Raw genomic sequence first — 25249 nt, forward strand, 5'->3', positions numbered from 1 at the left:
GGGGAGTGGTGATATTGATTGAATCCTGTGTAGTTAATTCAGAAAAAAAAGTAATTCACTCCTTTCAGCGTAATCTCGAAATTACAACAGCCATCCTATTGTTAACTGGACAAATCACAATCATTGGCATTTTTGTAAGACCAGGCAGATTTAGTCTCTCATTAGGCGGGCCTCTTTTTGGGGGCCATCGTTTAGAAGGGACGGACCACTCGCAAGTGGGGAATCTTTTTATCGATATATTGGACATCATCATTGCAATATTATTAATCAATGATGCCATACATGTGACAGGAACATTTATTTCGTCTGGTGATTTCTCAATTAATGTTTCCGGTCCTATATTTGGTTATCCTGAAGTTGTTCCGGCATTGCCAATTGAAGATTATAATTTTTTCAATACGATTGTAAAGAAGCATTATAACGTACCACCAGAATTATTAACTACATTAAAAGGAAATGAGTAAAAATGTCATTAACAGATATTCCTACAATTAAAAGTTCGAGAAACAATGCCTTTCTAATAGCCATTCCCATTATCATCTTCATATTTTTCTTCACTCAGCAAAAGTCCACAGATGTCTAAATTACAATAAACCTAGAAAAGATTGGATTAGAAACTTTGAATCATTTACAGATTTAAATACACCCATAATGATTAGATCATGCATTAAAGAGCGGAAGTATAATTTAAGTGGATTGATCAAATAACTTTGATACCTTTAGAGTAATGAAGGTTTTAATCATTTCAGAGGTGAGGCCTTTTTGTAGCTTTACCTTTTTTTGTGTTTGATGTTATATGGGGGAGAGATGGAAGAGAATAAATTTCGGACAAAGAATTGAAGGAGTCCATATCCACATCTTTAATACATCCATTTTTGACTAAACTTTAGAAAAGGCTGTTTCGCATACTTTGTTGCTATTTACCAAGTAGTGCGGTGTGGTTGATTTCCCCTCCAGATGCTCGTTTTCCCCTCCAGATGCTCGTTTTCCGCGGGAATCTCGCACTTCCACTCCAATCAACCTTAAATAGTCACGTTTTAAAAACTACAATCTTAAAGAAAAGAGCCTTAAATAAAAATCTAAAAACACAAGCATTAAATAACGAACTAACATAGAAATGAGAGAGGGATTTGATAGTAAGTCCATTTAAACTGTCTATATCGTTATTTTATCCATAGTCTATTCCAAGACATCCCCATTCCAGCCAGGAACTATGACTTGTCTTTATGCTAATAAGGTTTCAAAATACTTTATTCAGGAGGTAGCTAAAAGTGGAAAAGAAAAAAATGATAATAAATGGAAAGACGGTGTCTTATATCGAGAAAGGCAATGTTAATGATCCCCCAGTACTTTTATTACACGGGGTACCTGAGTCCAGCCTTTTGTGGAAGGAAATGATTCCATGCATTGTGTCTTGTGGATTTAGAACCATCGCACCGGATCTCCCTGGATTCGGCCAAAGTGAACAGTTTGATGAATCCTCAACGTGGGAAAGATATGAACAGTTTGTATCGGATTTTACAACGGAACTAAAACTAGATAAATTCCACCTTATTGTACATGACTGGGGCGGACTTATTGGACTGAAATGGGCATGTGATCATCCAGAGAGAATACTAAGTCTCTTTGTTTCAAATACAACCATATCAGTAGATTATAAGTGGCACTCACTTGCTCAGATTTGGAGAACACCAAATGCCGGAGAGAAAATAATGAAGCGCATGTCAGATGATCCCCAAGCTCAAACTGAAATGAAGAAAACGATTCCGAACATAGGTGACGAAATTCTGGAAGACTTCTTTCGTGTCTTTAGAACACCCGAATCTGGTAAAGTCATCTTAGATCTATACCGTTCAGGAAATATAGAAAAGGTAAAATCGTACAATCAAAAACTAAATCAGATCAAAATACCTGTCACAATAATTTGGGGAGAGATGGATCCTTATATACCTTTTGAATTTGCCTATAAGCTCCAGAAAGAAGGTTTCCCACATGCACGGGTTCACATTATTCAAAATGCCGGGCATTTTATCCAAATCGAAGTGCCTGATAAAGTGAATTCTTATATCCAACAGCATTTTAAAAACGTGTAAACCTTTAGATATATAGAAGGGGAGAAGCGGATGAAACGTCAGCATTCCCCTTTTCGAACATAATGTTAACCATACTTTATGGATAATCTTATTGTATTATTAAAAGGGGTACCTATAAAATAGAGAAATAGAATGCCCTAAAGCAGTGAGTCTTTGGACAAAACGCTGCAAGTAGTTGAGTATGACCAATGCTAATTTGTTAAGAGATTATAATATAAAAAAGGCTTTGTTCATTATCGGGAGCTGATTTACAGCTCTTTTTCTTTTGCAACTATGGGGTAAGAATAGTGTAAGAAAAAATCATTATACATAAATTATATAATTTGAGGAGAGCGAAGATGAAGACTGATAATTTTGATTATATTGAACTTTGGAGAGAATCCATGCTAAATCCTTATGGTAAAATGCCGAATCGACTAAAAGATGATGCAGCAGAAGAAGCTTTTTGGTCCTCCAAAGTGGCAGGAAAAAAACAACATAAAGCGGATCCTTATGCAAAACATGTGCAGCGAGAGTTATTGACATTATTAAAACAGGATGATCATGTATTGGAAATCGGCCCTGGATGGGGCAATTATACATTCGAAATTGCAAAAGAAGTCAGGAAGCTAACTTGTATAGATAGTTCTAAAAGCATTATCAGTTTTTTAGCATCCCAAGCGAATGAAAAAGGTTTCGAAAATATGGAATTGATTCATGATAAGTGGGAAAGTGATACCAAAAGAGACAGATATGATGTAGTATTTGGTTTTAATTGTTATTACCGTATGACAGAAATCGGTCAAACCTTATTAAAAATGAATGAGACTGCAGGCCGATTAGTGATAGTAGGCATGACAACCGGACCAGAAAAACCTCATTATATGGAATTGAAGCAAAGAGGATATACGATCAATTTAAGAAAGCGGGATTACATACACATCTTGAATGTTTTGTATCAACTTGAAATACTGGCGGATTGTAAGATCGTTAAATTGAAAAGTAAAAAAATCTATTCCACTTATGAAGAAATGATTCGTGATAATACGACTAAAATTCTCGACGAACATTTTTCCTATGATGAAGTAAAATCGATTCTAAATAAATATGTGGTGGAAAAAGAAGGATTTTTTGAATACGAATATCCGTTTCATGCAGCTTTGATGTATTGGAATCCGCAGAGAAATTAACTATTCCAGTCCCATTTTCCCTGAATTCATTATCTTCTTTTTTAAGGTCGTTCAGGAAAAAGGTATTTTTTCTGAAGGATATTCGCAAAATAATAGTAAGAAGGCTACAAAACATCGATGGGAAAACGGAGTGTGAATGATACATGAAAGAAATATCCGAAAAGAGATTTTGTGAAACTTGTAAAAAAGAGACCGTACATACAGTAACTGAAGATGCATTAGAAATAGAATATTCCTGTAATGAGTGCGGTCAGCACCAAGACATTTTCAAGACATTTTTTTAGAAAACATTCTAATGGAATTCGCTACCGGACTTTTGCTGCAACCGAAGAAGCTTGACTAAAGTCATGTTTCTTTGGTATTTCGACATGACCTCCCCCAATGGAAAGATTCCCCTCGAATTCTCCGATATTTTTTTGCTTTTCCCCTTAGCTTGCTGAGTGAAATACAAAAAACACCCATGTGTCTTTCCTGAACAGGTCTATTGGATTTGTACCATGTCTTTAAATGAACTACGTTTTAAAAAGCCCCTTCACCGACATTCGCCTTCTTTCACCATATAGTCGACAGCCAACCATAAGATTGTTCACGCTGCAACAAAAACCCATAATTTCACCCATCCAATAGATAATCAAACGGATACAAAAATACAGTCGACTGTATTTCAGGAAATATTATCCTAGCATATAAAAAAGTATAAACCTCATTTTAAATTTTCAGAAAATATTGAATTGTCTTTAATTTGTTTGTATAATTAAGCCGACAGTCGACAGTATTCAGAAAGTGAGGGAGCTTCATGGGATCACTTAATTTCATGGATAACGCATTATCTAAATCAATAGCGGAACATATCACAGAACAAATCATAACTGGTGTACTTAAGCCAGGAGAAAAATTGGTGGAACTTATCTATGCAGAAGAATACGGAACGAGCAGAGCACCCGTCCGCGAGGCAATTTATTTGCTTGCTAAAGAGGGATTAGTAGAAAGAATTCCACGTAAGGGCGCCATTGTAAAGGAATATACGGAAAATGAAATATACGATTTGCTTGAAATTCGGAATATGTTGGAGAATATGGCCATGGAACGAATTAAAAAGCATGGAATAGACCAAATACTTCTTAGAGAAATGAAACAGCAACTTACAGAAATGAAGGAAATAGAAAATATTCATTCCTATACCCAATTGAACCATTTATTTCATACATGTCTTATTAAGATGAGCAAAAGTGAAACCATCAAAAACATGTATTCCCAACTAGGCTGGCCTTTGTTGAGAATTCAAAGCCTCTCTTTTTCAAACGGGAACAACATTGAAAAATCTATTTCTGAGCATGAAATCATTCTCCAGTTGTTAGTTGACCAAAACATGAATGAATTAACTGCAGTCTTGCAAAAGCACAATCTTGATGTAATTTCCAGCATTCAAAAAATGCTTAATTAGTCGTCCATACTTTGAACGGAGGTGTACAGTGTTGAAGGTTGCTTTTTTGTTTCCCGGACAAGGTTCCCAAAAGCCAGGCCTTTTAAATGAATTGCCGGACGGCAACGCAGTCAAAGAAGTACTGAAAGAAGCAAGTGAAACACTTAATGAAAACGTATATGACCATCACTCAAAAGAAGCACTTTGCTCGACCAAGTCAGTCCAGATTTCCCTTTTGACTGCTGGTATCGCAGGATTTAAAGCACTTGAAGCAGATGGAATCATGCCGGATTTTGTCGCCGGACATTCAGTAGGCGGATTTAGTGCTGCAGTTGCTGCCGGCGTCATTGAATTTAAAGATGCTTTAAAAATCGTTAGGCTTCGGGCCGAACTCATGGAACGGGCATATCCTCAAGGGTATGGCATGGGGGTTGTAATAGGCATGACAGCAGATATACTCCAATCACTTGTAAGCCAATATTTTGATGAAAAATTTCCAGTATTTTTGTCGAACAAAAATGCTACAGATCAAATAACGCTTTCAGGAGCTTTGTCCGGTATAAAAATAATATTAACTGAAGCGAAGGTTAACGGGGCTCGCAGCGCTTCTTTGCTTAATGTCAACACGCCCTCCCACTGCCCACTTCTCTCATCTGTTTCACAAGAGCTAGGTGTAGCGCTTGACGATATTCCATTTCATCGTCCTTTGATTCCGTATGTAAGCAATCGTGGGGGACGGCTCCTGTTTAAACCGGATGATATCCGGCTGGATTTAGCTGAAAGTCTCTCATCCCCTGTCCAGTGGCATGATGCTTCTACCATTTTATACGAAAAAGGTACGAGATTATTCATTGAAATGCCGCCGGGAAATGTATTGTCGCGATTAGCAGAAAAAGGGTTTCCGGAAGCCAGGGCCATGTCAATAACAGAGAATGGCTATGATGATTGCCTGTTTATAGTAAAGAGAGAAAAATCAAAAAAATAAAGGAGGACTGCCATGATGGAATCCACGGGACAGGTAGTGAATCAAAAGCGAACATGGACGAAACGCCTTGAAGAAAAGATAAAGCGTATGGACAGTGTGAAGGGTTTGGTAAACGGGATCATAATCCCTACAGATCGAATCGTGGACGTGATGGAAAAGGTTATTAGGCCTTATGATCGCGTAGTACTTGAAGGAAATAATCAAAAGCAGGCCTCCTTTCTTTCAAAAGCGCTCGCACAGACGAATCCAAAAAAATTGTTTGATTTGCACATGATAATGTCCAGTATTTCAAGACCGGAGCACTTGGATCTATTTGAAAGTGGCATTGCAAAGAAAATAGATTTTGCATATGCTGGTCCGCAAAGTCTTCGCATGGCTCAAATGCTTGAAGATGGCAAACTAACCATGGGGGAAATACACACATATATCGAACTTTATGGACGCCTTTTCATAGACCTGATTCCTTCGATTGCACTTGTTGCTGCGGATAAGGCAGACCGACACGGGAATCTTTACACAGGACCCAATACAGAAGAGACACCAACGATTATTGAAGCAGCTGCATTTCGCGATGGGATTGTAATCGTTCAGGTAAATGAACTGATTGATGAACTGCCACGTGTCGATATTCCCGCTTCTTGGATCGATTATATCGTTGTGGCAGATGAACCATACGAGCTTGAACCTTTATTTACACGTGATCCCCGGCATATTACCGATATACAGATTTTACAGGCGATGATGGTGATCCGTGGTATTTATGAAAAACATGAAGTCATATCGTTGAATCATGGTATTGGGTATAACACGGCAGCGATTGAACTACTTCTTCCCACTTATGGAGAATCACTTGGATTAAGAGGAAAGATATGCAAACACTGGGCATTGAATCCGCACCCGACACTCATTCCTGCGATTGAAAGTGGATGGATTGACAGCGTTCATTGTTTTGGCGGGGAAGTCGGAATGGAAAAGTATGTCGCGTCACGTCGTGATGTTTTTTTTACCGGACGCGATGGCACTTTGCGTTCGAACCGAACATTATCGCAGATGGCAGGGCAATATGCGGTCGATTTATTTATCGGGTCGACCCTGCAAATGGACAAGGAAGGAAATTCTTCTACTGTAACCCGAGGAAGGTTGGCCGGGTACGGCGGTGCGCCAAATATGGGGCATGACCCTGGGGGACGGCGACATTCAACTCCAGCGTGGTTAAATATGATGACGGCCGATGATCCGCTAGCTCGTGGAAAGAAGTTGGTTGTCCAAGTTGTAGAGACCTTCCAAGCTGGGAATAAACCTATTTTCGTAGAATCATTGGATGCTATAAGCGTTAAAGAAGATACAGGCCTAGCTATAGCACCCGTCATGATTTATGGAGATGATGTCACACACGTCGTGACCGAAGAAGGCATCGCTTACTTATACAAAGCGGACAGCATGGAAAAACGCAGGGAAGCGATTGCAGCGGTTGCAGGGGTTACGCCTGTTGGACTAACACATGATCTGAAGAAAACAGATAGCCTGCGGCGTGAAGGTTTGATCGCACTTCCAGAAGATTTGAACATTCGCCGGTCAGATGCAAAACGGTCTTTGCTGGCAGCTAAAAGTATAGAGGAAATCGTTCAGTGGTCGGATGGGCTATACGAACCGCCGGAAAAATTTATAAGCTGGTAACCGGGAGGTCAAAAATGAGAAATGCAAAAGAGGCATTCAGCCGCTATGCAGCTGATTTAGCAGTTCATTCTTTAATAGAAGAAGTCGAACTGACACCGAAACCGGGCCTTGTCGATAGGGCCAATAACGGTGCCCACCAAGATTTGACGCTCGAACTCATGCGAAAATCCGCACTATCATTAAAGGAAACATTTGAACAAATCGCATTTATTAGCTACGGCAACAGACCCTCACTTTCTTTAAGAGAAGAAATTGCGGCAATCGGCCGTAATGGAGAAAATAGAATGTTCGAAACTACTGGTGGCGTGAACACGCATAAAGGTGCCATTTGGGCGATTGGTCTGCTCGTTTCAGCTGCAGCGATGGGAAAAGGCTGTTATGCAATAAAAGAAATTGTTTCACTGGCTGGTGAAACGGCCCGTTATCCAGATCGGCATTGTCCTATTACCGATACAAATGGCATGCTTGTTTCTGCAAAATACGGTGTAAATGGAGCAAGAGCAGAGGCGGAACAAGGTTTTCCTCATATTGTGCAGGTTTCCATGCCGATGCTTAAACGATCAAGAGCGTACGGATTGTCGGAAAACGAGGCTCGACTAAATTCACTGTTAGCCTTAATTGCTTCTTTGGATGATACATGCATTTTACATCGAGGGGGTCCTGAAGCACTTATATTTGCTAAAAAGCAAGCAGCCTCGGTGTTATCGAGTGGAAGTCTAGAAATGCTAAAAACACTTAATGATGAGTTTACGAGACTTAATATATCTCCAGGAGGCAGTGCGGACATGCTCGCTGCTACGCTTTTTATAGATAAAATCCAAGGACATTTAATCGGTGATGAAGTTCAAAAAGAAGTTGAGTCTATCCATTAAGGGGGTCTTCATTTGGAAAGTTTTAAATACACATTTCCTGCTACAAGAAAAATTGTCAATCGTGCACATGTTGGCGTTGTTGGATCGGGTGATTTGGAAGTATTGATAGAGCCGAGCGAAGAATCACGGACTGAGGTTACTATTCGGACGGGAATCACGGGTTTTAAAGATACATGGGAAGCGATAATTCAACGATTTTTCACACAACATGATGTCGCTGCAAAAGTTAAAATCAATGATTTCGGCGCAACACCTGGTGTAGTGACGATCCGACTCGCACAAGCGCTGGAGGTGAGTTTGCTTGATTCAAGCAAAAAGTAGTTTTGTAGAATGCAGTGGACGGGAAAGAGCGATGAAACTACTGGATAACGGAACATATAAAGAGCTTCTCGGTCCATTTGATGGACTGGAATCGCCTCACTTGGAGCCTCAAGGAATCGTTCCGCAAAGTGATGATGGGGTCATTGTGGCTAAGGGTACGATTAATGGGGAACGAGCAGTCGTGATTTCCATAGAGGGGAATTTTCAAGGCGGAGGTATCGGCGAAGTATCTGGTGCAAAAATCGCCGGTTCACTCGAAATGGCCTTAAAGGATAGTGAAGCCGGAATAAAGACGATTCCGATCATACTGTTTGATACCGGGGGAGTGAGGCTGCAGGAAGCCAATTATGGTTTACTGTCCATTGCCGAAATTGGATCAGCCATTGTGGCGCTTCGCCCCCATGTTCCTGTCATTGCTGTTATTCCAGGGAAAATCGGTGCATTTGGCGGTATGTCGATTACAGCAGGTCTTTGCAGTGCCATCATTATGACGAGAGAAGGCCGATTGGGATTAAACGGGCCTGAAGTTATTGAGCAGGAAGCCGGTATTCGCGAGTTTGATTCACAAGACCGCCCTCTGATTTGGGGTACATTTGGCGGAGAACAGCGGAGGTTGGCCGGTTTTGCGGATATATTAATTGAAGATGATTCGGAGGCTGTAAAAGCAGCCGCCATTTCAATATTAAACGGTCACGTTTCCTTTGAACCAAGATCAGGACAGATTAAGAGGTATGGGGCGTTTATAAATGCAGTGGAGCCGTCACAGCGGATATCGCCAGAAGATGTACGGAAGCTGTGGAATCAGTCTCGGTCTGATGATGTTAGGGAAATTCAAGCTGTTTCAAAGGGTGAAAAATCTAATGGTAGGGGACAGACCTGGTTTGATTTATTAAGTAATGGAGTTCCTGAAATTGGCGATGTCCCTTCCGTTCGAGTTGCTGATGCCAACATAGGCAATACAAAGGTACGTTATATTGCTGTAGTAACGGATGCAAAGAGTCGCTTTCCAAGGTCAGGAAATGGGGAAGTAGGTTTACAGGAGGGGTGGTCAATTGCAAAGCATGTTAGGGAAGCGATTGAAGAAGATCGAAATGGGGAAAAACGAGCAATCGTGGCCATCGTCGATGTTCCTAGTCAGGCCTATGGTTATCAAGAAGAACTGCTAGGCGTTCATCAGGCATGTGCAGCTGCCGTCGATGCATATGTCACTGCACGTTTGAAAGGCCATCCCGTTATTTCGTTCATACCTGGCAAAGCCATTTCAGGTGCCTTTTTATCACATGGCATGCAAGCCCACCGGTTAATTGCACTTCGTGATCCTGGTGTGAATGTACATGTTATGTCAAAACAATCTGCAGCACGCATTACACAGAGAAGTATAGAAGAATTAGAATTCGCGGCGAAAAAAGTGCCAGCAATGGCGTACGATATCGTATCATTCGAACAGCTTGGAGCTTTGCATTCGTTGGTAGATGGAGTGAAAGCGGACATGCCGGGACAAAATGACCGCAATATTATCCATAAAGAAATAAAGGAAGCGATTTCTGACATTAAAATGGCTGGTTCAGTGGATTTAAAAGTTCGATTAACATCTCCTTTTGCTGTTTCAGGGGGACGTGCGGCATCCATTTTAGTGAGGGAGAAGCTGAATGAACAATGGAACTAAACCCACATGACTTGTTGAGGATTAAAGGAGCGGAAGAATTAATCAGCCAAACCCCACCCCCGAATTGGGTAGCAGAATCACTAGCAATTTCGCCATTTGTAGTAATCCGCCGTTCCCATGCATCAAAAGGACAGGTGGCGGTAGGTGTTCGAGGGCCTGAAAGAAATAAAAGATTCGCTGCCTTTTTACCAGTTGATTCGATTCTAACCAGGATTTCTCCCGAACGGCTGGCACAGGATAAAGGTTGGCAGAATCATTCAAAAAAGATTTTTCAGTGTTTAGATCGAGTCAGTGATCTTTTGGATCAAGCTTCGCTAAAGTGGGGGCCAACCGGAAGTGTCGGATTCGAACTCGCCACTGGACAAGAAGTAGTCACAGAGAAAAGTGATATTGATATTGTCATTCGAATTTCAGAAGAATTCACCATTAATTTCGCTCAGAAAATTGAAAATGGACTGAAGAAAAACCCATTTCGGATTGATGTCCAACTGGAAACGAAAGTAGGTGCTTTTTCATTAAGTGAATATGCAAATTCTAAAGGAAAGGCCGTATTATTCCGGACAATGGATGGTCCCTTTTTAAAAGAAGTAACACTATAATTTCCAGATAAACACTTTATTCAAATGGTCCATATGTCTTAGGAAATTTCATGAAACATTAGAATTTCATTTTGCCCGTTCAGTTTTTATTGGTTTGAACAGGAAGGAGAGGAGGTGATTTCAGAAAGCAGCAAATGAGTGATATTGCAGGATGTAAAGTGTTATGTAATTGAATGTCATTCTGAAACTAAGAATGGAAAGACACAGTTAAACCGATCGATTTGTTTTTGATTAAAACATGAATAGTTTTTTTTCGTTTTACTAGTTTATTACATGACGGAGAGTACGCATTTCGAACAATGTTATATGGTTGTCTATTGAAAACGATTAAATTTGAAGGAGTGTTGCACAGTGAAGTTGGGCCATTTTTTAAGTATGATTCCTTTTCTCGGGATGCTTTTTTCTCTTCCATTAGTTAATCGTGTAGAACCGTTTGTACTCGGATTGCCTTTTTTCATGTTTTGGATCGTTTTATGGGTCGTTTTAACGACATTAATTATGGGCATCGTTTTTAAAATTGACCCCGCCAACCAAGAAGGTGGTGATACAGAATGAATGCATCACTCTTTGTGCTTTTCGGTTTTCTGCTGTTCATAATTTATATCGGCATCAATGCTAGAAAAGGGAAAGATATGAACCTTGAGCAATGGGCTGTTGGTGGGAGAGGGTTTGGAACGATTCTTGTTTTCCTTTTAATGGCGGGAGAATCGTATACAACATTTACATTTCTTGGTGCAAGCTCCTGGGCTTACGGAAAGGGTGGACCGGCCTTTTATATAATCGCATATCTTAGTCTCATCTATTGTATTTTTTATTGGCTGTATCCAACTGTTTGGAAATATGCAAAAGCTCATAGGCTAGTATCTCAATCTGATTTCTTTGCTAGTAAGTATAAAAGTCCTTATTTAGGAGTTATCACTGCCCTTATTGGTGTCATTTCAATGATTCCTTACATTGTACTTCAACTAAAAGGTCTGGGCATCATTGTATCTGAAGCGTCTTATGGTTTCATATCCCCTACTGCCGCTACTTGGATCGGTGTAATTTCGGTTACGGTTTACGTGATGATTTCTGGTATACATGGATCCGCAAAGACGGCTATAATCAAGGATATTTTAATATTTGGGGTCGTCGTTTTTATCGGAATATATATTCCCTATCATTATTATGGCGGAATAGAGCCCATGTTCAGAGAGATTCAAGCGTCCAATCCAGACTTTCTCAAGCTGCCTGATTTTGGCCTCGGAATTTCATGGTTTATTTCCACCGTGGTGCTGACGAGCATTGGCGGATTAATGTGGCCCCACTTATTTGTTGCAACGTATTCGGCAACTGGACCAAAAGCTATTCGAAAAAATGCCGTAATAACTCCGCTATATACACTTATGTTATTGTTTATCTTTTTTGTAGGGTTTGCTGCGATTAAGCAAGTCCCTGGTTTGCAGGGTGCGGAAACTGACCTCGCATTACTGCGTATTTCCATACAAACTTTTGATCCTTGGTTTGTTGGGGTGATTGGTGCAGCTGGCTTACTGACTGCTTTAGTTCCAGGCTCAATGCTGTTAATGACTGCATCCGTAACACTCTCCAAGAACGTATATAAAGTCATTATCCCATCAGCTTCTGAAAAACAAATTTCAATGCTATCTAAAATGTTAGTCCCTGTTATTTCACTAACTTGTGTCTACTTTACATTTAACGGTGGCAATTCCATCGTAACCCTTCTCCTAATGGCATATAGCTTTATAACGCAATTATTTCCAGCAATACTGTTTAGCTTGGCGAAAAATAATGCAGTAACGAAACAAGGTGCTGCAGCTGGAATGATAGCTGGAGTTATCACTGTGACATACATGACAATCACAAATGCCACCATTGGCACTTTGCTGCCTGCGTTACCACAAGTATTGAAGGATTTGAATGCCGGTATTATCGCTTTAGCCATAAACGTAGTCATCATGCTTATTGTAAGTGTTTTCACTAGACAACTTCCAATATCTTCAGAAGCGAAAAATTCTCACTTGATTTAATACCATTGCAAAAAAATATTATATGGAAAGGATTTTACTTATGATAGAAAACCTTCTTAATAGGTTCCAAGGTTTATTCCCTGAACTAGTAGAATTCCGCAGAGATCTTCATATGTACCCAGAACTATCTTTTCAAGAAGAGGATACACCTAAGAAAATTGCCGATTTTTTAACCAACCTGGGATTGGAAGTGAAAACTGGCGTTGGAGGCAGAGGGGTTCTGGGAAAGTTGAAAGGAGGGAAACCTGGCAAGACAGTCGCTTTCCGTGCCGATTTTGATGCTTTGCCCATACAAGATGAAAAAGAAGTCTCTTATAAGTCAAGAGTTCCAGGAGTCATGCATGCTTGTGGGCATGATATTCATACGGCAGCTTTACTTGGAGTGGCAAAAGTGTTGAGTGAAGTGAAAGATAAGCTTGAAGGAGATGTTGTGTTTATTCATCAATTTGCCGAAGAGGTAATTCCAGGAGGAGCCAAGCCTATGATCGAGGATGGCTGCCTGAACGGAGTGGATTCCATATATGGAGCACATGTTGCTTCCCATCTTCCGTTTGGAACAATAGGAGTCAATGAAGGATACTTAATGGCTTCGGGAGATCGGTTCGAAATCGACATTTTAGGTGTTGGAGGTCATGGGGCTACACCAGAATTAACCGTAGATCCACTTTTGGTCGGTAGTCAACTTGTCATGAATCTTCAACAAATTGTAAGCAGGCGTGTCGATCCACTCGAACCTGCTGTTGTTACAGTCGGTTCATTTAACAGCGGTGATGCTTATAATATAATTCCAAACACCGCAAAAATTAAAGGAACGGTACGAACTTTCGACGAAGATGTCCGTGATTTGATTGAAATGTCTATTGGGCAAATAGCAAAATCCACATGTGAAGGTGCTGGAGCTGCAGTGAAGTATAGTTATGATAGAGGATATCCTGCGGTTTGGAACCATCCGAATGAAACAAGAAAAGTGGAAGAACTAGCTAAGTTGCTTATTGGGGAGGAACATGTAAAAAAGATGAAACCCCACATGGGTATGGAGGATTTCGCATATTATTTGCAAAGAGTACCAGGAACTTTTTTCTGGGTTGGAGGTAAGAACCCGGAAAAAGATGCTATATACCCCCATCATCATCCAAGATTTGATGTAGATGAACAGTCCATGTTAATCATTGGAAAAATGTTTCTTTCAATTTTATTAGCGAAAACTACTAAAATAAATTAAGTTATCAAGGGAAGCCAATAGGAGGAGTTCAAATGAAAACTACCAATATGATAGACCAAAAGGTTGGACATTCACTCGGAGATGAGAAAGTGAAAGAAAGTATAAAAAATTCATTAAGAGAATTAACTGGCTTGGTAGGAGTTTCTGGATCAGAACAAGAAGTTGTAAAATATATGAGGGACAAATTGTTACCATATGCTGACGAGGTGGATGTAGATCGCAATGGCAATGTGATTGCGATAAAAAAAGGAAATATCCCCGGGCCAAAACTGATGATATCGAGCCATTCTGATGAAGTTGGATTTTGTGTGAAAAATATTTTACCCAATGGTTTTATCATGTTTGATAAGGTGGGAGGGGTTTCCGATCAATTATTGTTAGGGAGAAAAGTCTGGGTTACAATAAAAAAATTACCTGGAATAATCGGGATAAAAGCTGGACACATGCAAACTCCCGAGGAAAGTAAACGCGTTAAAACAACACGTGAATGTTACATAGATGTAGGGGCTACCTCGAGAATAGAGGTTGAAAACATGGGAATTAAAGTGGGAGATCCCATTGTATTCCAAAGTGATTTTATGGAAATGGTAAATAAAGATCTTGTATGTACAAAATCCGTTGATAATCGAATTCATTGTGCAATATTAATAGAGTTATTTAAAGAATTACAAGGAGTAGAATTTGCCGGAACATTGTATGGTGTTGTAACTGTTCAAGAAGAGGTGGGACTACTTGGAGCCATTATGGTAGGAAATGCAATTGAGCCTGATTATGCAATCGTTCTAGATACAATCCCAGCTGGCGATACACCTGATATCGATACGGAAATATCACTTCCCGTCTACCTAGGAAAAGGACCAGCTTGTCCTATTGCGGATGGGGTAAGAGGTACAATGGTATTCAACCATATCCACCCTAAAGTGAGGGAGATCGTCGAAGAACAGGCAGCTAAAGCAAATGTATCATTACAGACGATAACGTTAGTCGGGGATGCCTATACGACTGATGCAGCCAGTTTGACTTCAGCGAATAAAGGGATACCAGTAGGAGTTCTTTCAACGCCGCGCAGATATTCCCATTCCCCAGTTGAATTAGTCAATCTCAATGATGCCGAAGGGGTCTTGAAGATTGCAAAAGGAATCGTATTGGACAATGGAGGGAAAGATTTAAGTTTTATTTAACATATTATTGTGTAAAGGTTAAGTTTCTTATATTGTTCAACTTTAGAAAATAAATAAAGGTTAGAAGTTTTCCGCTTTCCAAGGGCAAAAGAATAGATCATGATGTCCAATCACTTTCTCAATGATGGGATAATCAACTAAAAAGATAGCACTCTGGTTGTGAGTGTTGTCTTTTTAGTTGGAAAAGAAAGTGTTTGAATTCTTTTATACTTGGCTTTTACTTTACTCCATTGACGACCATCAAGTAGTCTTACTCCATGGGGTGGAGTAATTATGAAATCAAATAAATAATACAACGGTAAAATATTCTTATTTCTATTTTAACGACATGCAATATGTGATATATTGCATATTATATATTGGTATTTCAAGGAGGTAAAGCCGTTGGTGCATTCAAATTCTTCACAAAAAATTAAACGTACTTCTGTACGTGAAGAAGCATACATGATATTGCGGGATTGGATTGTACAGGGAGTCCTGACACCAGGCCAACAATTACGTGACAAAGAATTAGCTGAACAATTGGGAGTAAGCAGAACCCCCATTAGAGAAGCACTTTTAAGGCTTGAGGATGATGGATTTGTAGAGACCAAGCCTAGCCGTTCAACTATTGTTTCCCCTATTCAATTCGAAGGGGTTTTAAACATATATTCCATTGTTTGGACACTGGAAAAGTTGGCTATGGAACAGGCTTTTGATTTCATTGAAGAAAAACACTTAATGGAGATGGAAGCCATCAATCATGAAGTGAAAAAAGCAATCGACGCGGGAAATCAAATAGTGGCCGTTCAGAAAGATGATGACTTTCACTCCATTTACATCAACCTTTCTACAAATGATGAATTAAAGCGGATTCTATCAGGACTCAAACAAAAACTTATACGGATAGAACTGTTTTATTTCAATCAGGTTCATGATGTTCATCTTTCCGTTGATGAGCATGATAGAATCATACAGGCATTAAGGAATGGAAATCTCACTATGGCGCTTAATATGATAGAAAAGAATTGGAAAGAAAGTTATTATAGGATTCAAGCCCATTCGAAACGTGTAAAATGCGGGGAAGATAAATATGAGTGATGATACTTTAGTTACTATGTCAACTTCAAGAAATAAAGGGATTGCACTAGTACTGACTGGCGCTGCGTTATGGGGAGTATCAGGAACGGCAGCTCAATATCTATTTCAGCATCAAGGTTTCAGTCCTGAGTGGCTCACTGTTGTGCGCTTGTTGCTTTCTGGAATCATCTTATTGGGTGTCGCATATAAGAACGAAAGACTGAAAGTTTTTGAGATTTGGAAAACTAAAAAAGATGCGCTTCAAATTATCCTTTTTGCCATTCTGGGAATGCTTGCTGTCCAATACACATATTTTGCAGCAATTGAACATGGCAACGCAGCCACCGCTACAGTCCTTCAATACTTGGCACCGGCCCTGATCACTTGTTATTTAGCCATTCATTCCAGACGTCTTCCAAGCATTACTGTGAGTGTAGCTGTGATCATAGCGATTTTAGGAACTTTTTTGCTTGTGACAGGAGGTAGCATACATACACTTTCCATTTCGGGGTGGGCAGTATTTTGGGGAGTAACATCAGCCTTTGCATTGGCATTCTATACATTGCAGCCGTATGAACTCCTTTCAAGATGGGGCTCAATGATTGTTGTAGGATGGGGAATGTTGATCGGGGGCATATGCTTTAGCATGATTCATCCTCCATGGGCATTCGAAGGCAATTGGACGTTACCTTCATTTTCAGCGGTATTATTCATCATCATTTTCGGAACGATCATTGCTTTTTATTTTTATTTGGAAAGTACAAAATTCATCTCGGCTTCAGAGGTAAGTTTATTAGCTTCAGTTGAGCCATTATCCGCAACCTTAATATCCGTTTTCTGGCTGAATGTAACATTCGGTTTTGCAGAGTGGATCGGCACACTCTGCATTATAAGTACCATCACGATTTTATCAATCGTTAAAAATAAGTAATGTCAGTTACAAACCGGGCAAAATAATGGAGTCTCTGCTATAACATATAAGCGATATAAACTTTAACTTTTAAACTAACATGAAGCTTGAACATACATCAAAAAAAAGCAATTACACTGCATGTGAATTGCTTTTTTTGTATTTTACGCGTTTTACGCATGCATTTAATCATTCAAAAATACTTTGATTTTTATAAACGCTATTTTACATATTACGGCTGTTGTCGCGATGGTCTTACAATAATCTTCAAATTGATTTAAAGCAAAAAGAATCGTTTCCGTAATACGGTCTCAAAAGCATCCTATAATTTTCCGATGAAATGTAATGAGAAGAGTTTACCTTATATCTATATAATGTTGCAGAACCTTTGACGGGAAGAATTTGAGGGGCAGGGGGCGTAATGAAACAATTATGGAAGAGGGCATGGTTAAATTCCGTTGTGCTTGCTTTAAACAGTTATACATTGCCTTACCGCCAATTGAATTAGCAGAGTGAATAGTGATGCGGTTAGCAAAAAGTTTTTCTTTGACCATCTTTTGAACAAGCATAAAACCATTCCTAGTTTTATTTAATAAATCATGGTCCAAAGAGAGGTGTTCAATATCAAAGTTTTGTAATAGCTCTATACATTCGTCAATAGTCTCGACTAACACATAGCCATCGGGAGCTTTCCGATAGTCATCCAGAAAAACGCTGATTTTCTCCATTTTTTATACTCCTTTCCTTAGAAAAGTGTGATTAATAAAAGTCAAAAAACCCTAAGAAAATTTGGTTTTATATATTAAGTCTAACATAAAAATGTATGAAGGGGACATTTTCGACGTTAAAGGCTAATATACGACAGCCTTTTTTTATAAATATTCTATATACTTATCGTTGTATTTCTTCAGCCACTCCCTTATGGAACTCAGTTGCATGATCTCAAACAGTTTAGTAACTCCCTCTAAATATCCTTGTGAAATAAGGTACAAAACTTCTACTTAAAAGTTAATAATTGTAATAATTAGGGTAAAAGGTAATATCTTGACTAAAAGGAGAAGTGATATGTTACAACCAGAAGAGATTTTCCTTTTACTAAGGGACAAAACGCTGCTGTTGGAGTTAAAGGAACAAATAAATGACTATCATATTTTCTACTTATCAATGATTAATGATCAGCTTTCATTGATTGATAATGCTCTAAAAGAGTGTAACGTTGATTCCTGCACTATATCAAAAGGGTAAAACCAACATTTACTATTTTACATATAAAGGGAATCGAATTTTTAACTATAAATAACCAATTTAGCGCCCTCTGAGAAAAGGCGCTTTTTTATGTCAAATTTAATTGGTCTCCGATAAAACATCAATTAGCTATAATTTAAGAGGTATACCTCCATGTTCCATAAGTTATCGCAAGCGGAACTTATTTATCACCTTCAGCATTACGATGTTGGTCTTTTTCATTTTGATAAGCAACAATTTTGGCATCATCTCCAATGCTTTCAAGTGTAGCTGTGGCCATCTGTTCTCGAATGCGAATGATATGGGCGTCCATCAGTTGTTTGGCTTTATCCGCTTCCTTTAATGCGATAGAATAGTAGATTTCCTTGTGTTCTTGAAGCGTTTCTTGAAAATGACCTGGCTTTGCGAAACGATGCCGTCTAGTGGCACGAATAGTATCTTTCATTTGATCACTAAGGGTATGGACCAATCCAGCAAATATGGAATTGTTTGTGGCTTGTGCGACACTATAGTGAAACATCAAATCTGCTCGCAAGCCTAATTCCTCATCATGTTCCGAACGTGCCATTTCTTCTAGAGCATTAAGAATATTTTGTAAATCTAGGGAGTTTGCTCTTTGTGCAGCAAGAAAAGCACACTCGGTTTCAATTACTCGACGGACTTCAAGCATTTCATAGACCATATTGTCCTTAGCTTTGATGATTGAGTTGGATAGCAGTTCGATCAGGAACTTAACATCAGATTGTCTGATAAATGTCCCGTCACCTGGTCTGACCTCAATGACTCCGTTAATCTCCAATACTCGAAGGGCTTCCCTGATTGATGTTCGACTCACTTTAAAACGATTGGACAACTCCCGCTCAGGGGGTAATTTATCCCCTGGTTTCAATTCACCGCTAATAAAAGATTCCTTAATTTGATTGAAGATGATTTCGTACACTTTTGGGGATTTAACTGGTATAGAATCCATTACTTCCTTCACATCCTTCAATAACAACAAGTTGGTACGACTAAGTGGAATCATCTTAACAAGCATTCATTAATGAAGCAAGAAGATAATTTCAGACCTTTCTATTGGTTAGACCAATTTTGATAATATATTATTACTTAATTTCAGTCAAAACTGTTCTTTTGGAAATTGAAAGCGATTCATCTTTTGTTAGAAGGTAGGAAAACCGCCTATAATGCTGTCAAAATAACCATTTATTTATAGAGAAAAGTAATATATATATAATTGTTGAAAAAGTCAAAAAATTTAGTATAATGAAAATTGGTTAGACCAATTATGAAATGAGCAAAAATGGTCTAGGTCAATCTATTCATAAATGGAAGCGATACCATTTTAAGATTTTTAGGGAGGGGGATTCATTCAATAGTTGAAGCTTTGAAGTAGAAACTTAATCTTGGTATAGGTGCGACCAAAGCTTTTGATATGACAAAAACGGATGTTATAGCAGAAAGAAGGAGAATTGAATGGAAGCAACTAGTGTAAATTTGATCAACGCTTTAAAGGAAGTTCTTTCGGAAAGTCAAGTAACAGTAAACCAGACAGTGAGAGAATTGCACGGCAGAGATGAATCATATCATGCTGTAAGTCTTCCCGATATTGTTGTATTTCCAGAAACAACACAGCAAGTTAGTGATGTTGTGAAATTGGCCAATATGCACAAAATCCCGATGGTCCCTTTTGGGTTGGGATCAAGCCTCGAGGGCCATGTCATACCGTACAATCATGGCATAACCATTGACTTTTCACTAATGAATAAAATCCTTGAAGTGCGTGAAAACGATTTTCTCGTAAAGGTTCAGCCTGGCGTAACGCGTTCGCAACTAAATAAAGAATTGAAAAAATATGGGCTGTTTTTTTCCGTGGATCCTGGAGCTGATGCTACTCTGGGCGGAATGGCGGCAACAAATGCCAGTGGCACGACATCCGTTAAGTATGGTGTGATGCGTGACCAAGTCCGTGATCTTGAAGTGGTTCTTGCAGATGGTTCGATTATACATACTGGCAATTTGGCAGCTAAATCGTCATCAGGTTACCATCTAAACGGTATTTTTGTTGGTTCTGAAGGAACCCTTGGCTGCTTTACGGAATTGACGTTGAGAGTTTACGGAATCCCTGAGCACGTTATGGCGGCAAGAGCATCATTTCCTGCATTGAGCCATGCGGTAGAAGCTGTTGTATCCATTTTGCAGTCAGGTGTTCCAATTGCAAGGGTGGAACTTGTCGATGAACCATCAATGAAGCAGGTTAATCTCTATAGTGATACAAGCTATAACGAAGCGCCTACACTATTTTTGGAGTTTCATGGTAATGAAGCAGGGTTGAAGCAAGATGTAGCGTTCACTAAAGAAATAGTAGCAGAACATCATTGTCTCGATATTGAATTTGAGGCAGATAATACTGCCAGGAACCGCCTATGGGAAGCTCGCCATAATCTTGCCTATGCTTATATTCATGGCTATCCTGGAAAAAAACTGATGGTGACTGATGTCTGCCTTCCGATTTCAGAGCTGTCTGGTGCCATTCAGCATGCAAGGGAGGCTGTTGATTTTCTGGGCCTTACCGGTGGGATTGTCGGCCATGTAGGCGATGGAAACTATCACGTACTCTTAATGATTGATAACAAAAATCTAGAAGAGATTAAAAGAGCAGAACAGCTAAATGAACAAATTGTCCTGTATGCCCTTGAGCGGAACGGAACATGCACTGGGGAGCACGGAGTCGGGGTCGGTAAACAAAAATATCAGAAAAAAGAACATGGGAACTCACTGTTTGTGATGGAAAAAATCAAAGTAGCCCTTGATCCAGATAATTTATTAAATCCAAGTAAAATATTTATGCAAGAAAGAGTGTGATGAAATGAAGGTATTAGAAGCGTTCAGTGCATTAGCCGGAAAATATTTTGCTGTTTGGGTTATCTTAATTTCCGTCATCGCCTTTATTTTTCCAGAGCCATTTTTGGGATTGGGAGGCTATATTACAATATTGCTAGGGGTTGTCATGTTTGGAATGGGGCTTACTTTGAAGGCAGTTGATTTTAAAATCATCATCACTAAACCACTGCCCGTGATAATTGGAGTTTGCGCCCAGTTCATCATCATGCCATCTGTGGCATTCCTTATTGCGAAACTTATGAATTTGCCAGCCGAATTAGCTGCAGGTCTGGTTTTGCTCGGCTGTGTACCGGGCGGAACAGCCTCTAATGTTATGGTATATCTTGCAAAAGGTAATGTACCCTTGTCGATAGCTATGACCTCGGTATCAACTTTACTGGCTCCAATCATGACTCCTCTGCTTCTGCTTTTGCTGGCAGGACAATGGATGCCGGTCGATTTTTTTGATATGTTTAAGTCCATTATACAAGTCATCCTTCTTCCGATTGTTTTAGGTTTGGCCATTAAGCGGATTTTCCCGGTAATAGTTGAAAAAAGCTTAACCGTTTTACCACTTATTTCGGTAGCAGCCATTATTACGATTGTAAGCGCAGTGGTCTCAGGCAATGCAGCTAGCATCGCTACATCCGGGTTCCTTATTTTTACTGCCGTGATGCTTCATAACGGATTTGGACTGATGATTGGTTACTTGACAGCAAAAGTGCTTGGACTTGATGAAGTCAATAGAAGAGCGATTTCGATTGAAGTGGGCATGCAGAACTCCGGGTTAGGCGTTGCGCTTGCTACGGCACATTTCGGCCCGCTGGCAGCACTTCCAAGTGTCCTGGCTGCTGCATGGCACAACATATCAGGACCAATTCTTGCGACTTACTGGTCAAAAAAACATGCTGGCGTCAGTATAGAGGAAGGGACAGTCCAGCCAGTAGAGAACAAGCTTTAATAATATTGAAATGAAAAAGATCCTATGCTCCCAGCAGGGATTTTTTTGCTGTTGCCATATTTTCCAGGCGGGAAAGTGGAGGGGCAAATAACCATGCTGCTTGAATTCTAGAATTCATCTAGGAAAAAGAGAGTCATTCTGTTCATGCTCTCCTACAGCAAGCATGTAGTAGCAATAGCTTTAACAGGCAGAATACAAATATCAAAAAAGAAAAAAATGATGAAGTTCTAGAACAAAATCATGAATTAATTGATATAATTAGCGATCTTTTTATAGAAGGCTCCAAGTGACAAAATCATTCATAAAGACATTAAGATATTGAGATGAAGGAAGGGGAGGGTTCTAATTTCCCTATTACTCGAACTACAAATCGTTCTGATTTTCCAAATGAACTTGCTCCCATATTAAACCCACTGTTTCTTAGCGGCACATTCTCGAAGTTTCAAGTCAAATAAACATTAATTCATCATATTTTAAGCACAAATTGAGACGTTGTAGTGTTCCGTGTATTATTGGGCGATGTGAATTCATTTAAGTCCAATTTACAGTTCAAGAGGGGAAGTAGCACCATTATCATGAATATAAAAATCCCATATATCAATAATAAAAAGGTGTTTTTGAATTTTGGAAGGAGATGGTGTTATGAAAAAATTATTGTTGTTGGGATTTATTTTTTTTTCCGCTAAACATGGTGGCTGGAACAACCAGTACATACGCTAAACCACAGGTACAAAGTGTAAGTCAATCTGAGGTAAAGTTCGCAAATGAATTCAGGAGACTTTGGATTGATCATGTATTGTGGACAAGTAATTATATTACTAGTGCAACAACAGCTGGAGCGGAGGATCAAAAACTGGTATTGGCTAGGCTTCTGAAAAATCAGGAGGATATCGGAAATGCTATAAAGCCAGTATACGGAGAGAAAGCTGGGAACAAACTTACGGATTTGCTTAAAGAGCATATCGTTATTGCTGGAAAGATTGTAGATGCGGCTAAAAGGGAAATGAAGTCTTGGTGAAACAGCTAAACAAAGAATGGTATAGAAACGCTGATGAAATAGCAGCTTTCCTTAGCGGTGCCAACCCCTATTTGAAAAATGAAAATCTAAAAAATCTGCTTTATATGCATTTGAAATTAGTGACAAATGATGCAACTTCAAGCATAGCAAAAAATTGGAACGGAAGAATCGTTTCAATTGATGAAGGGGTCACACATATAATCTTAATGGCCGATACTATCTCTGCGGGAGTTGTAAAGCAGTTTCCGGATAAGTTTAAATAATAACCGTAAGAATCTTCTGCATTCTGTTGGAGATTCTTTCATTCGTTTATCAAATACACAGTTTTAGTCCGAAGACAGCAAATTAATGATACAAATCTGCTGTCTTTTTAAATTTTTACACAAAATCGTTGTCTTTGTATTTTACAAAATAAATGAGTAGAGGATAGGGGAAGGTGACTTCACAAGTGTTACCGGAGAAACGAGAGACGATATTATTTACTTTCATTGATCGCTGAGATAACAGTTCTAGGCATCATATGAAGAAGTTACTTATTGAACAAATGGGGCATGTTAGTTGAAGAAGGAATGAGACTTGCTTAATTTACCTGTGTAACCAAAACCACCACCGTCATTAAGTATCAGAAAGTTGTAAATCGGAAAAAGCCCGCAACATTTAGGTTGGGGCTTTTCTTGCTCCTATTTACTGACTTTGGCAGCTAGTTGGCGATTTTTGTGACTACTAATGAGGGATACCTATATGTTACATTGGCAGATGCAGTAATAACTCTAATACTTATCCTATCGTTTGCGGATAATCGAAGTTGGATTGTTTTTCCTATCGCGTTTCTAGCTTCAACCTGTAATGGTTGCCCGCCTGGACCGCCTGTAATTCTATTAAAGGATTCAAAAGTACTTTCAAGAACTGGGGTTGTGTCATTGATGAATAACCTGAACTGCACTTCGGTATTAAACGTTAAGTTAGAAGCATTAATGAGTCTAGCAGTTAAATCCATGCTAATCTCATATACCCCAGCAGTCAGAACCTCAATATCAGTATAAGGTCCAAGACCAGGAGGAAAAGGGGCTGTTCCTAATAACGGACCAGGAGTTGTGAAAACAACCTTCTGCCCCAGAGCAGGGGGATTTACCGTAGACACTGTGACAAAATTTCCAGACGGATCGTACAATGATCCATAAGCCAAAGCACCCCCTGGTCCTGGAGGTCCAGTTTCTCCCTGAGGTCCTGCTGGTCCTGGAAGTCCTTGAAATCCTTGAGGTCCTGAAGGTCCTTGAGGTCCTCGAGGACCTTGTTCACACTCCTTACATTTTTTATGATCGTTTTTATTAAGGAAATCATCGTTATTACACTTATAGGTCGTGTCAACAAATCTACGACCTTGAATTGGCTTTTCTATTTTAATCACCCTTTTTCCTCATTGTTCACTTTCCGAAAAGTCGAGCAATGAAGCTTTTTTTCTGTTTTCTTCGAGGCATTCTTTGCAACAATTGTACTTCTTTTTACATTACCGATACTTTTCCTGATAATACTTTTAATCGTGATTGGACAAGTTAATCACTCCTTTCTACACTATATATGCCGATATAAAAAAAAGGCTTGGATTTTTAAGTTTGATTTTTAAATCAGGCTCTACCAGGCTCTATTTAAAGTTAAATTGAGTACGTACTATTTATGAAGGATCACTGAATATCATTTGGGCAAGGCGTTTTAAAGAAGAAGCTAGGATAGCGATTTACCAACGTTATGTATATACCGGACATAGAAAATACAACTGAGGGGAATGTGCTTGTTGAAGTGCATTTCGAACAATGGATTGTTGCCTTTGAGTAATATGATTTTCATAATAAAAGAAGTATTTGTCGAGTCCCATTGCGATTGGAACAACAAGTGAATCTCTGAATCACCCTGGAGTTTATTTGAAAAGTTTAGATTCAT

At 39.3% G+C, this 25249-nt stretch carries 24 protein-coding genes; 21 read left to right on the forward strand and 3 right to left on the reverse strand.

The annotated features are described in order from the left end of the window. Positions 1–8: 8 nt before the first annotated feature. The 16 genes from N0M92_RS05950 to N0M92_RS06025 all read left to right on the forward strand — a co-directional run bounded on the left by N0M92_RS05950 (position 9) and on the right by N0M92_RS06025 (position 17228). The gene (locus tag N0M92_RS05950; protein WP_311202517.1) at positions 9–464 is read left to right on the forward strand and encodes a hypothetical protein; all 456 of its coding nucleotides are present in this window, start codon (positions 9–11) and stop codon (positions 462–464) included. Positions 465–1271: 807 nt separating this feature from the next. Further along, the gene (locus N0M92_RS05955) at positions 1272–2093 is read left to right on the forward strand and encodes an alpha/beta fold hydrolase (RefSeq protein WP_260284879.1); all 822 of its coding nucleotides are present in this window, start codon (positions 1272–1274) and stop codon (positions 2091–2093) included. A 338-nt stretch (positions 2094–2431) separates the two neighbouring features. Then, a complete protein-coding gene (locus N0M92_RS05960) occupies positions 2432–3262 on the forward strand; it encodes a class I SAM-dependent methyltransferase (protein WP_260284880.1) in 831 nt (276 codons plus the stop codon). Between the two features lie 796 nt (positions 3263–4058). After that, positions 4059–4706, forward strand: coding sequence for a GntR family transcriptional regulator (locus N0M92_RS05965; RefSeq protein WP_260284881.1), 648 nt, complete (start codon positions 4059–4061; stop codon positions 4704–4706). Positions 4707–4734: 28 nt separating this feature from the next. Beyond that, a complete protein-coding gene (locus N0M92_RS05970; RefSeq protein ID WP_311202518.1) occupies positions 4735–5670 on the forward strand; it encodes an ACP S-malonyltransferase in 936 nt (311 codons plus the stop codon). 15 nt (positions 5671–5685) lie between these two features. Then, positions 5686–7347: a malonate decarboxylase subunit alpha gene (gene mdcA, locus N0M92_RS05975; protein ID WP_260285057.1), complete on the forward strand. Its 1662-nt coding sequence runs from the start codon at positions 5686–5688 to the stop codon at positions 7345–7347. 14 nt (positions 7348–7361) lie between these two features. Next, positions 7362–8219, forward strand: coding sequence for a triphosphoribosyl-dephospho-CoA synthase (locus N0M92_RS05980; RefSeq protein WP_260284882.1), 858 nt, complete (start codon positions 7362–7364; stop codon positions 8217–8219). A 12-nt stretch (positions 8220–8231) separates the two neighbouring features. Continuing rightward, positions 8232–8540 carry a malonate decarboxylase subunit delta gene (locus N0M92_RS05985; RefSeq protein ID WP_260284883.1) on the forward strand — a complete coding sequence of 103 codons (309 nt, stop codon included), beginning with the start codon at positions 8232–8234 and terminating at the stop codon, positions 8538–8540. 31 nt (positions 8541–8571) lie between these two features. Then, positions 8572–10206 carry a biotin-independent malonate decarboxylase subunit beta gene (locus tag N0M92_RS05990; protein ID WP_260285058.1) on the forward strand — a complete coding sequence of 545 codons (1635 nt, stop codon included), beginning with the start codon at positions 8572–8574 and terminating at the stop codon, positions 10204–10206. Further along, entirely contained in the window at positions 10197–10805 is a 609-nt protein-coding gene (locus N0M92_RS05995; RefSeq protein WP_260284885.1) for a malonate decarboxylase holo-ACP synthase, read from the forward strand. The genes N0M92_RS05990 and N0M92_RS05995 overlap by 10 nt, the downstream gene beginning before the upstream one ends. Before the next feature lie 375 nt (positions 10806–11180). Beyond that, positions 11181–11360: a DUF3311 domain-containing protein gene (locus N0M92_RS06000; protein WP_397443815.1), complete on the forward strand. Its 180-nt coding sequence runs from the start codon at positions 11181–11183 to the stop codon at positions 11358–11360. Beyond that, positions 11357–12835, forward strand: a complete 1479-nt coding sequence (locus tag N0M92_RS06005; protein ID WP_260284887.1) for a sodium:solute symporter family protein — start codon at positions 11357–11359, stop codon at positions 12833–12835. The genes N0M92_RS06000 and N0M92_RS06005 overlap by 4 nt, the downstream gene beginning before the upstream one ends. 40 nt (positions 12836–12875) lie before the next feature. Further along, the gene (locus tag N0M92_RS06010; protein ID WP_260284889.1) at positions 12876–14057 is read left to right on the forward strand and encodes an amidohydrolase; all 1182 of its coding nucleotides are present in this window, start codon (positions 12876–12878) and stop codon (positions 14055–14057) included. A gap of 32 nt (positions 14058–14089) precedes the next feature. Then, entirely contained in the window at positions 14090–15238 is a 1149-nt protein-coding gene (locus tag N0M92_RS06015; protein WP_260284891.1) for a M42 family metallopeptidase, read from the forward strand. A 387-nt stretch (positions 15239–15625) separates the two neighbouring features. Continuing rightward, positions 15626–16318, forward strand: coding sequence for a GntR family transcriptional regulator (locus tag N0M92_RS06020; protein WP_260285059.1), 693 nt, complete (start codon positions 15626–15628; stop codon positions 16316–16318). Then, entirely contained in the window at positions 16311–17228 is a 918-nt protein-coding gene (locus N0M92_RS06025; RefSeq protein ID WP_260284893.1) for a DMT family transporter, read from the forward strand. The genes N0M92_RS06020 and N0M92_RS06025 overlap by 8 nt, the downstream gene beginning before the upstream one ends. 335 nt (positions 17229–17563) lie before the next feature. Here N0M92_RS06025 and N0M92_RS06030 read toward each other — a convergent pair whose 3' ends face one another. Continuing rightward, positions 17564–17935 (reverse strand): cyclic-phosphate processing receiver domain-containing protein, encoded by a 372-nt coding sequence (locus N0M92_RS06030; RefSeq protein WP_192204817.1) that lies wholly within the window; start codon positions 17933–17935, stop codon positions 17564–17566. A gap of 337 nt (positions 17936–18272) precedes the next feature. Here N0M92_RS06030 and N0M92_RS06035 point away from each other — a divergent pair, with 337 nt between their 5' ends. Further along, the gene (locus N0M92_RS06035) at positions 18273–18452 is read left to right on the forward strand and encodes a hypothetical protein (RefSeq protein ID WP_260284894.1); all 180 of its coding nucleotides are present in this window, start codon (positions 18273–18275) and stop codon (positions 18450–18452) included. A gap of 181 nt (positions 18453–18633) precedes the next feature. Here N0M92_RS06035 and N0M92_RS06040 read toward each other — a convergent pair whose 3' ends face one another. Next, positions 18634–19422, reverse strand: coding sequence for a FadR/GntR family transcriptional regulator (locus N0M92_RS06040; RefSeq protein ID WP_260284895.1), 789 nt, complete (start codon positions 19420–19422; stop codon positions 18634–18636). Positions 19423–19925: 503 nt separating this feature from the next. On the opposite strand from N0M92_RS06040, the gene N0M92_RS06045 reads away from it, so the two are divergent. From N0M92_RS06045 to N0M92_RS06060, 4 genes are all read left to right on the forward strand, one after another. Further along, complete coding sequence (locus N0M92_RS06045) at positions 19926–21314, forward strand: FAD-binding oxidoreductase (protein ID WP_260284896.1); 1389 nt, start codon at positions 19926–19928, stop codon at positions 21312–21314. A 4-nt stretch (positions 21315–21318) separates the two neighbouring features. Then, entirely contained in the window at positions 21319–22293 is a 975-nt protein-coding gene (locus N0M92_RS06050; protein WP_260284898.1) for a bile acid:sodium symporter family protein, read from the forward strand. 796 nt (positions 22294–23089) lie between these two features. Then, positions 23090–23311 carry a hypothetical protein gene (locus tag N0M92_RS06055; RefSeq protein ID WP_260284899.1) on the forward strand — a complete coding sequence of 74 codons (222 nt, stop codon included), beginning with the start codon at positions 23090–23092 and terminating at the stop codon, positions 23309–23311. Then, a complete protein-coding gene (locus tag N0M92_RS06060; RefSeq protein WP_260284900.1) occupies positions 23305–23574 on the forward strand; it encodes a hypothetical protein in 270 nt (89 codons plus the stop codon). The genes N0M92_RS06055 and N0M92_RS06060 overlap by 7 nt, the downstream gene beginning before the upstream one ends. A 437-nt stretch (positions 23575–24011) precedes the next feature. Here the strand turns inward: N0M92_RS06060 and N0M92_RS29310 are convergent, their stop codons facing one another. Continuing rightward, positions 24012–24719 carry a collagen-like protein gene (locus N0M92_RS29310; protein ID WP_311202519.1) on the reverse strand — a complete coding sequence of 236 codons (708 nt, stop codon included), beginning with the start codon at positions 24717–24719 and terminating at the stop codon, positions 24012–24014. Positions 24720–25249: the final 530 nt, after the last annotated feature.

This window comes from Peribacillus aracenensis (genome assembly GCF_025175645.1).
GTDB lineage: Bacteria > Bacillota > Bacilli > Bacillales > DSM-1321 > Peribacillus > Peribacillus aracenensis.

Coding starts and splice junctions, on each gene's coding strand:
- N0M92_RS06015 (WP_260284891.1), top strand. CDS start 14,090: ATGAAAACTACCAATATGATAGACCAAAAGGTTGGACATTCACTCGGA.
- N0M92_RS06040 (WP_260284895.1), bottom strand. CDS start 19,422: ATGGATTCTATACCAGTTAAATCCCCAAAAGTGTACGAAATCATCTTC.
- N0M92_RS05965 (WP_260284881.1), top strand. CDS start 4,059: ATGGGATCACTTAATTTCATGGATAACGCATTATCTAAATCAATAGCG.
- N0M92_RS06035 (WP_260284894.1), top strand. CDS start 18,273: ATGTTACAACCAGAAGAGATTTTCCTTTTACTAAGGGACAAAACGCTG.
- N0M92_RS06050 (WP_260284898.1), top strand. CDS start 21,319: ATGAAGGTATTAGAAGCGTTCAGTGCATTAGCCGGAAAATATTTTGCT.
- N0M92_RS06045 (WP_260284896.1), top strand. CDS start 19,926: ATGGAAGCAACTAGTGTAAATTTGATCAACGCTTTAAAGGAAGTTCTT.
- N0M92_RS06005 (WP_260284887.1), top strand. CDS start 11,357: ATGAATGCATCACTCTTTGTGCTTTTCGGTTTTCTGCTGTTCATAATT.
- N0M92_RS06025 (WP_260284893.1), top strand. CDS start 16,311: ATGAGTGATGATACTTTAGTTACTATGTCAACTTCAAGAAATAAAGGG.
- N0M92_RS06000 (WP_397443815.1), top strand. CDS start 11,181: ATGATTCCTTTTCTCGGGATGCTTTTTTCTCTTCCATTAGTTAATCGT.
- mdcA (WP_260285057.1), top strand. CDS start 5,686: ATGGAATCCACGGGACAGGTAGTGAATCAAAAGCGAACATGGACGAAA.
- N0M92_RS05960 (WP_260284880.1), top strand. CDS start 2,432: ATGAAGACTGATAATTTTGATTATATTGAACTTTGGAGAGAATCCATG.
- N0M92_RS05995 (WP_260284885.1), top strand. CDS start 10,197: ATGGAACTAAACCCACATGACTTGTTGAGGATTAAAGGAGCGGAAGAA.
- N0M92_RS05980 (WP_260284882.1), top strand. CDS start 7,362: ATGAGAAATGCAAAAGAGGCATTCAGCCGCTATGCAGCTGATTTAGCA.
- N0M92_RS06030 (WP_192204817.1), bottom strand. CDS start 17,935: ATGGAGAAAATCAGCGTTTTTCTGGATGACTATCGGAAAGCTCCCGAT.
- N0M92_RS06010 (WP_260284889.1), top strand. CDS start 12,876: ATGATAGAAAACCTTCTTAATAGGTTCCAAGGTTTATTCCCTGAACTA.
- N0M92_RS05990 (WP_260285058.1), top strand. CDS start 8,572: ATGAAACTACTGGATAACGGAACATATAAAGAGCTTCTCGGTCCATTT.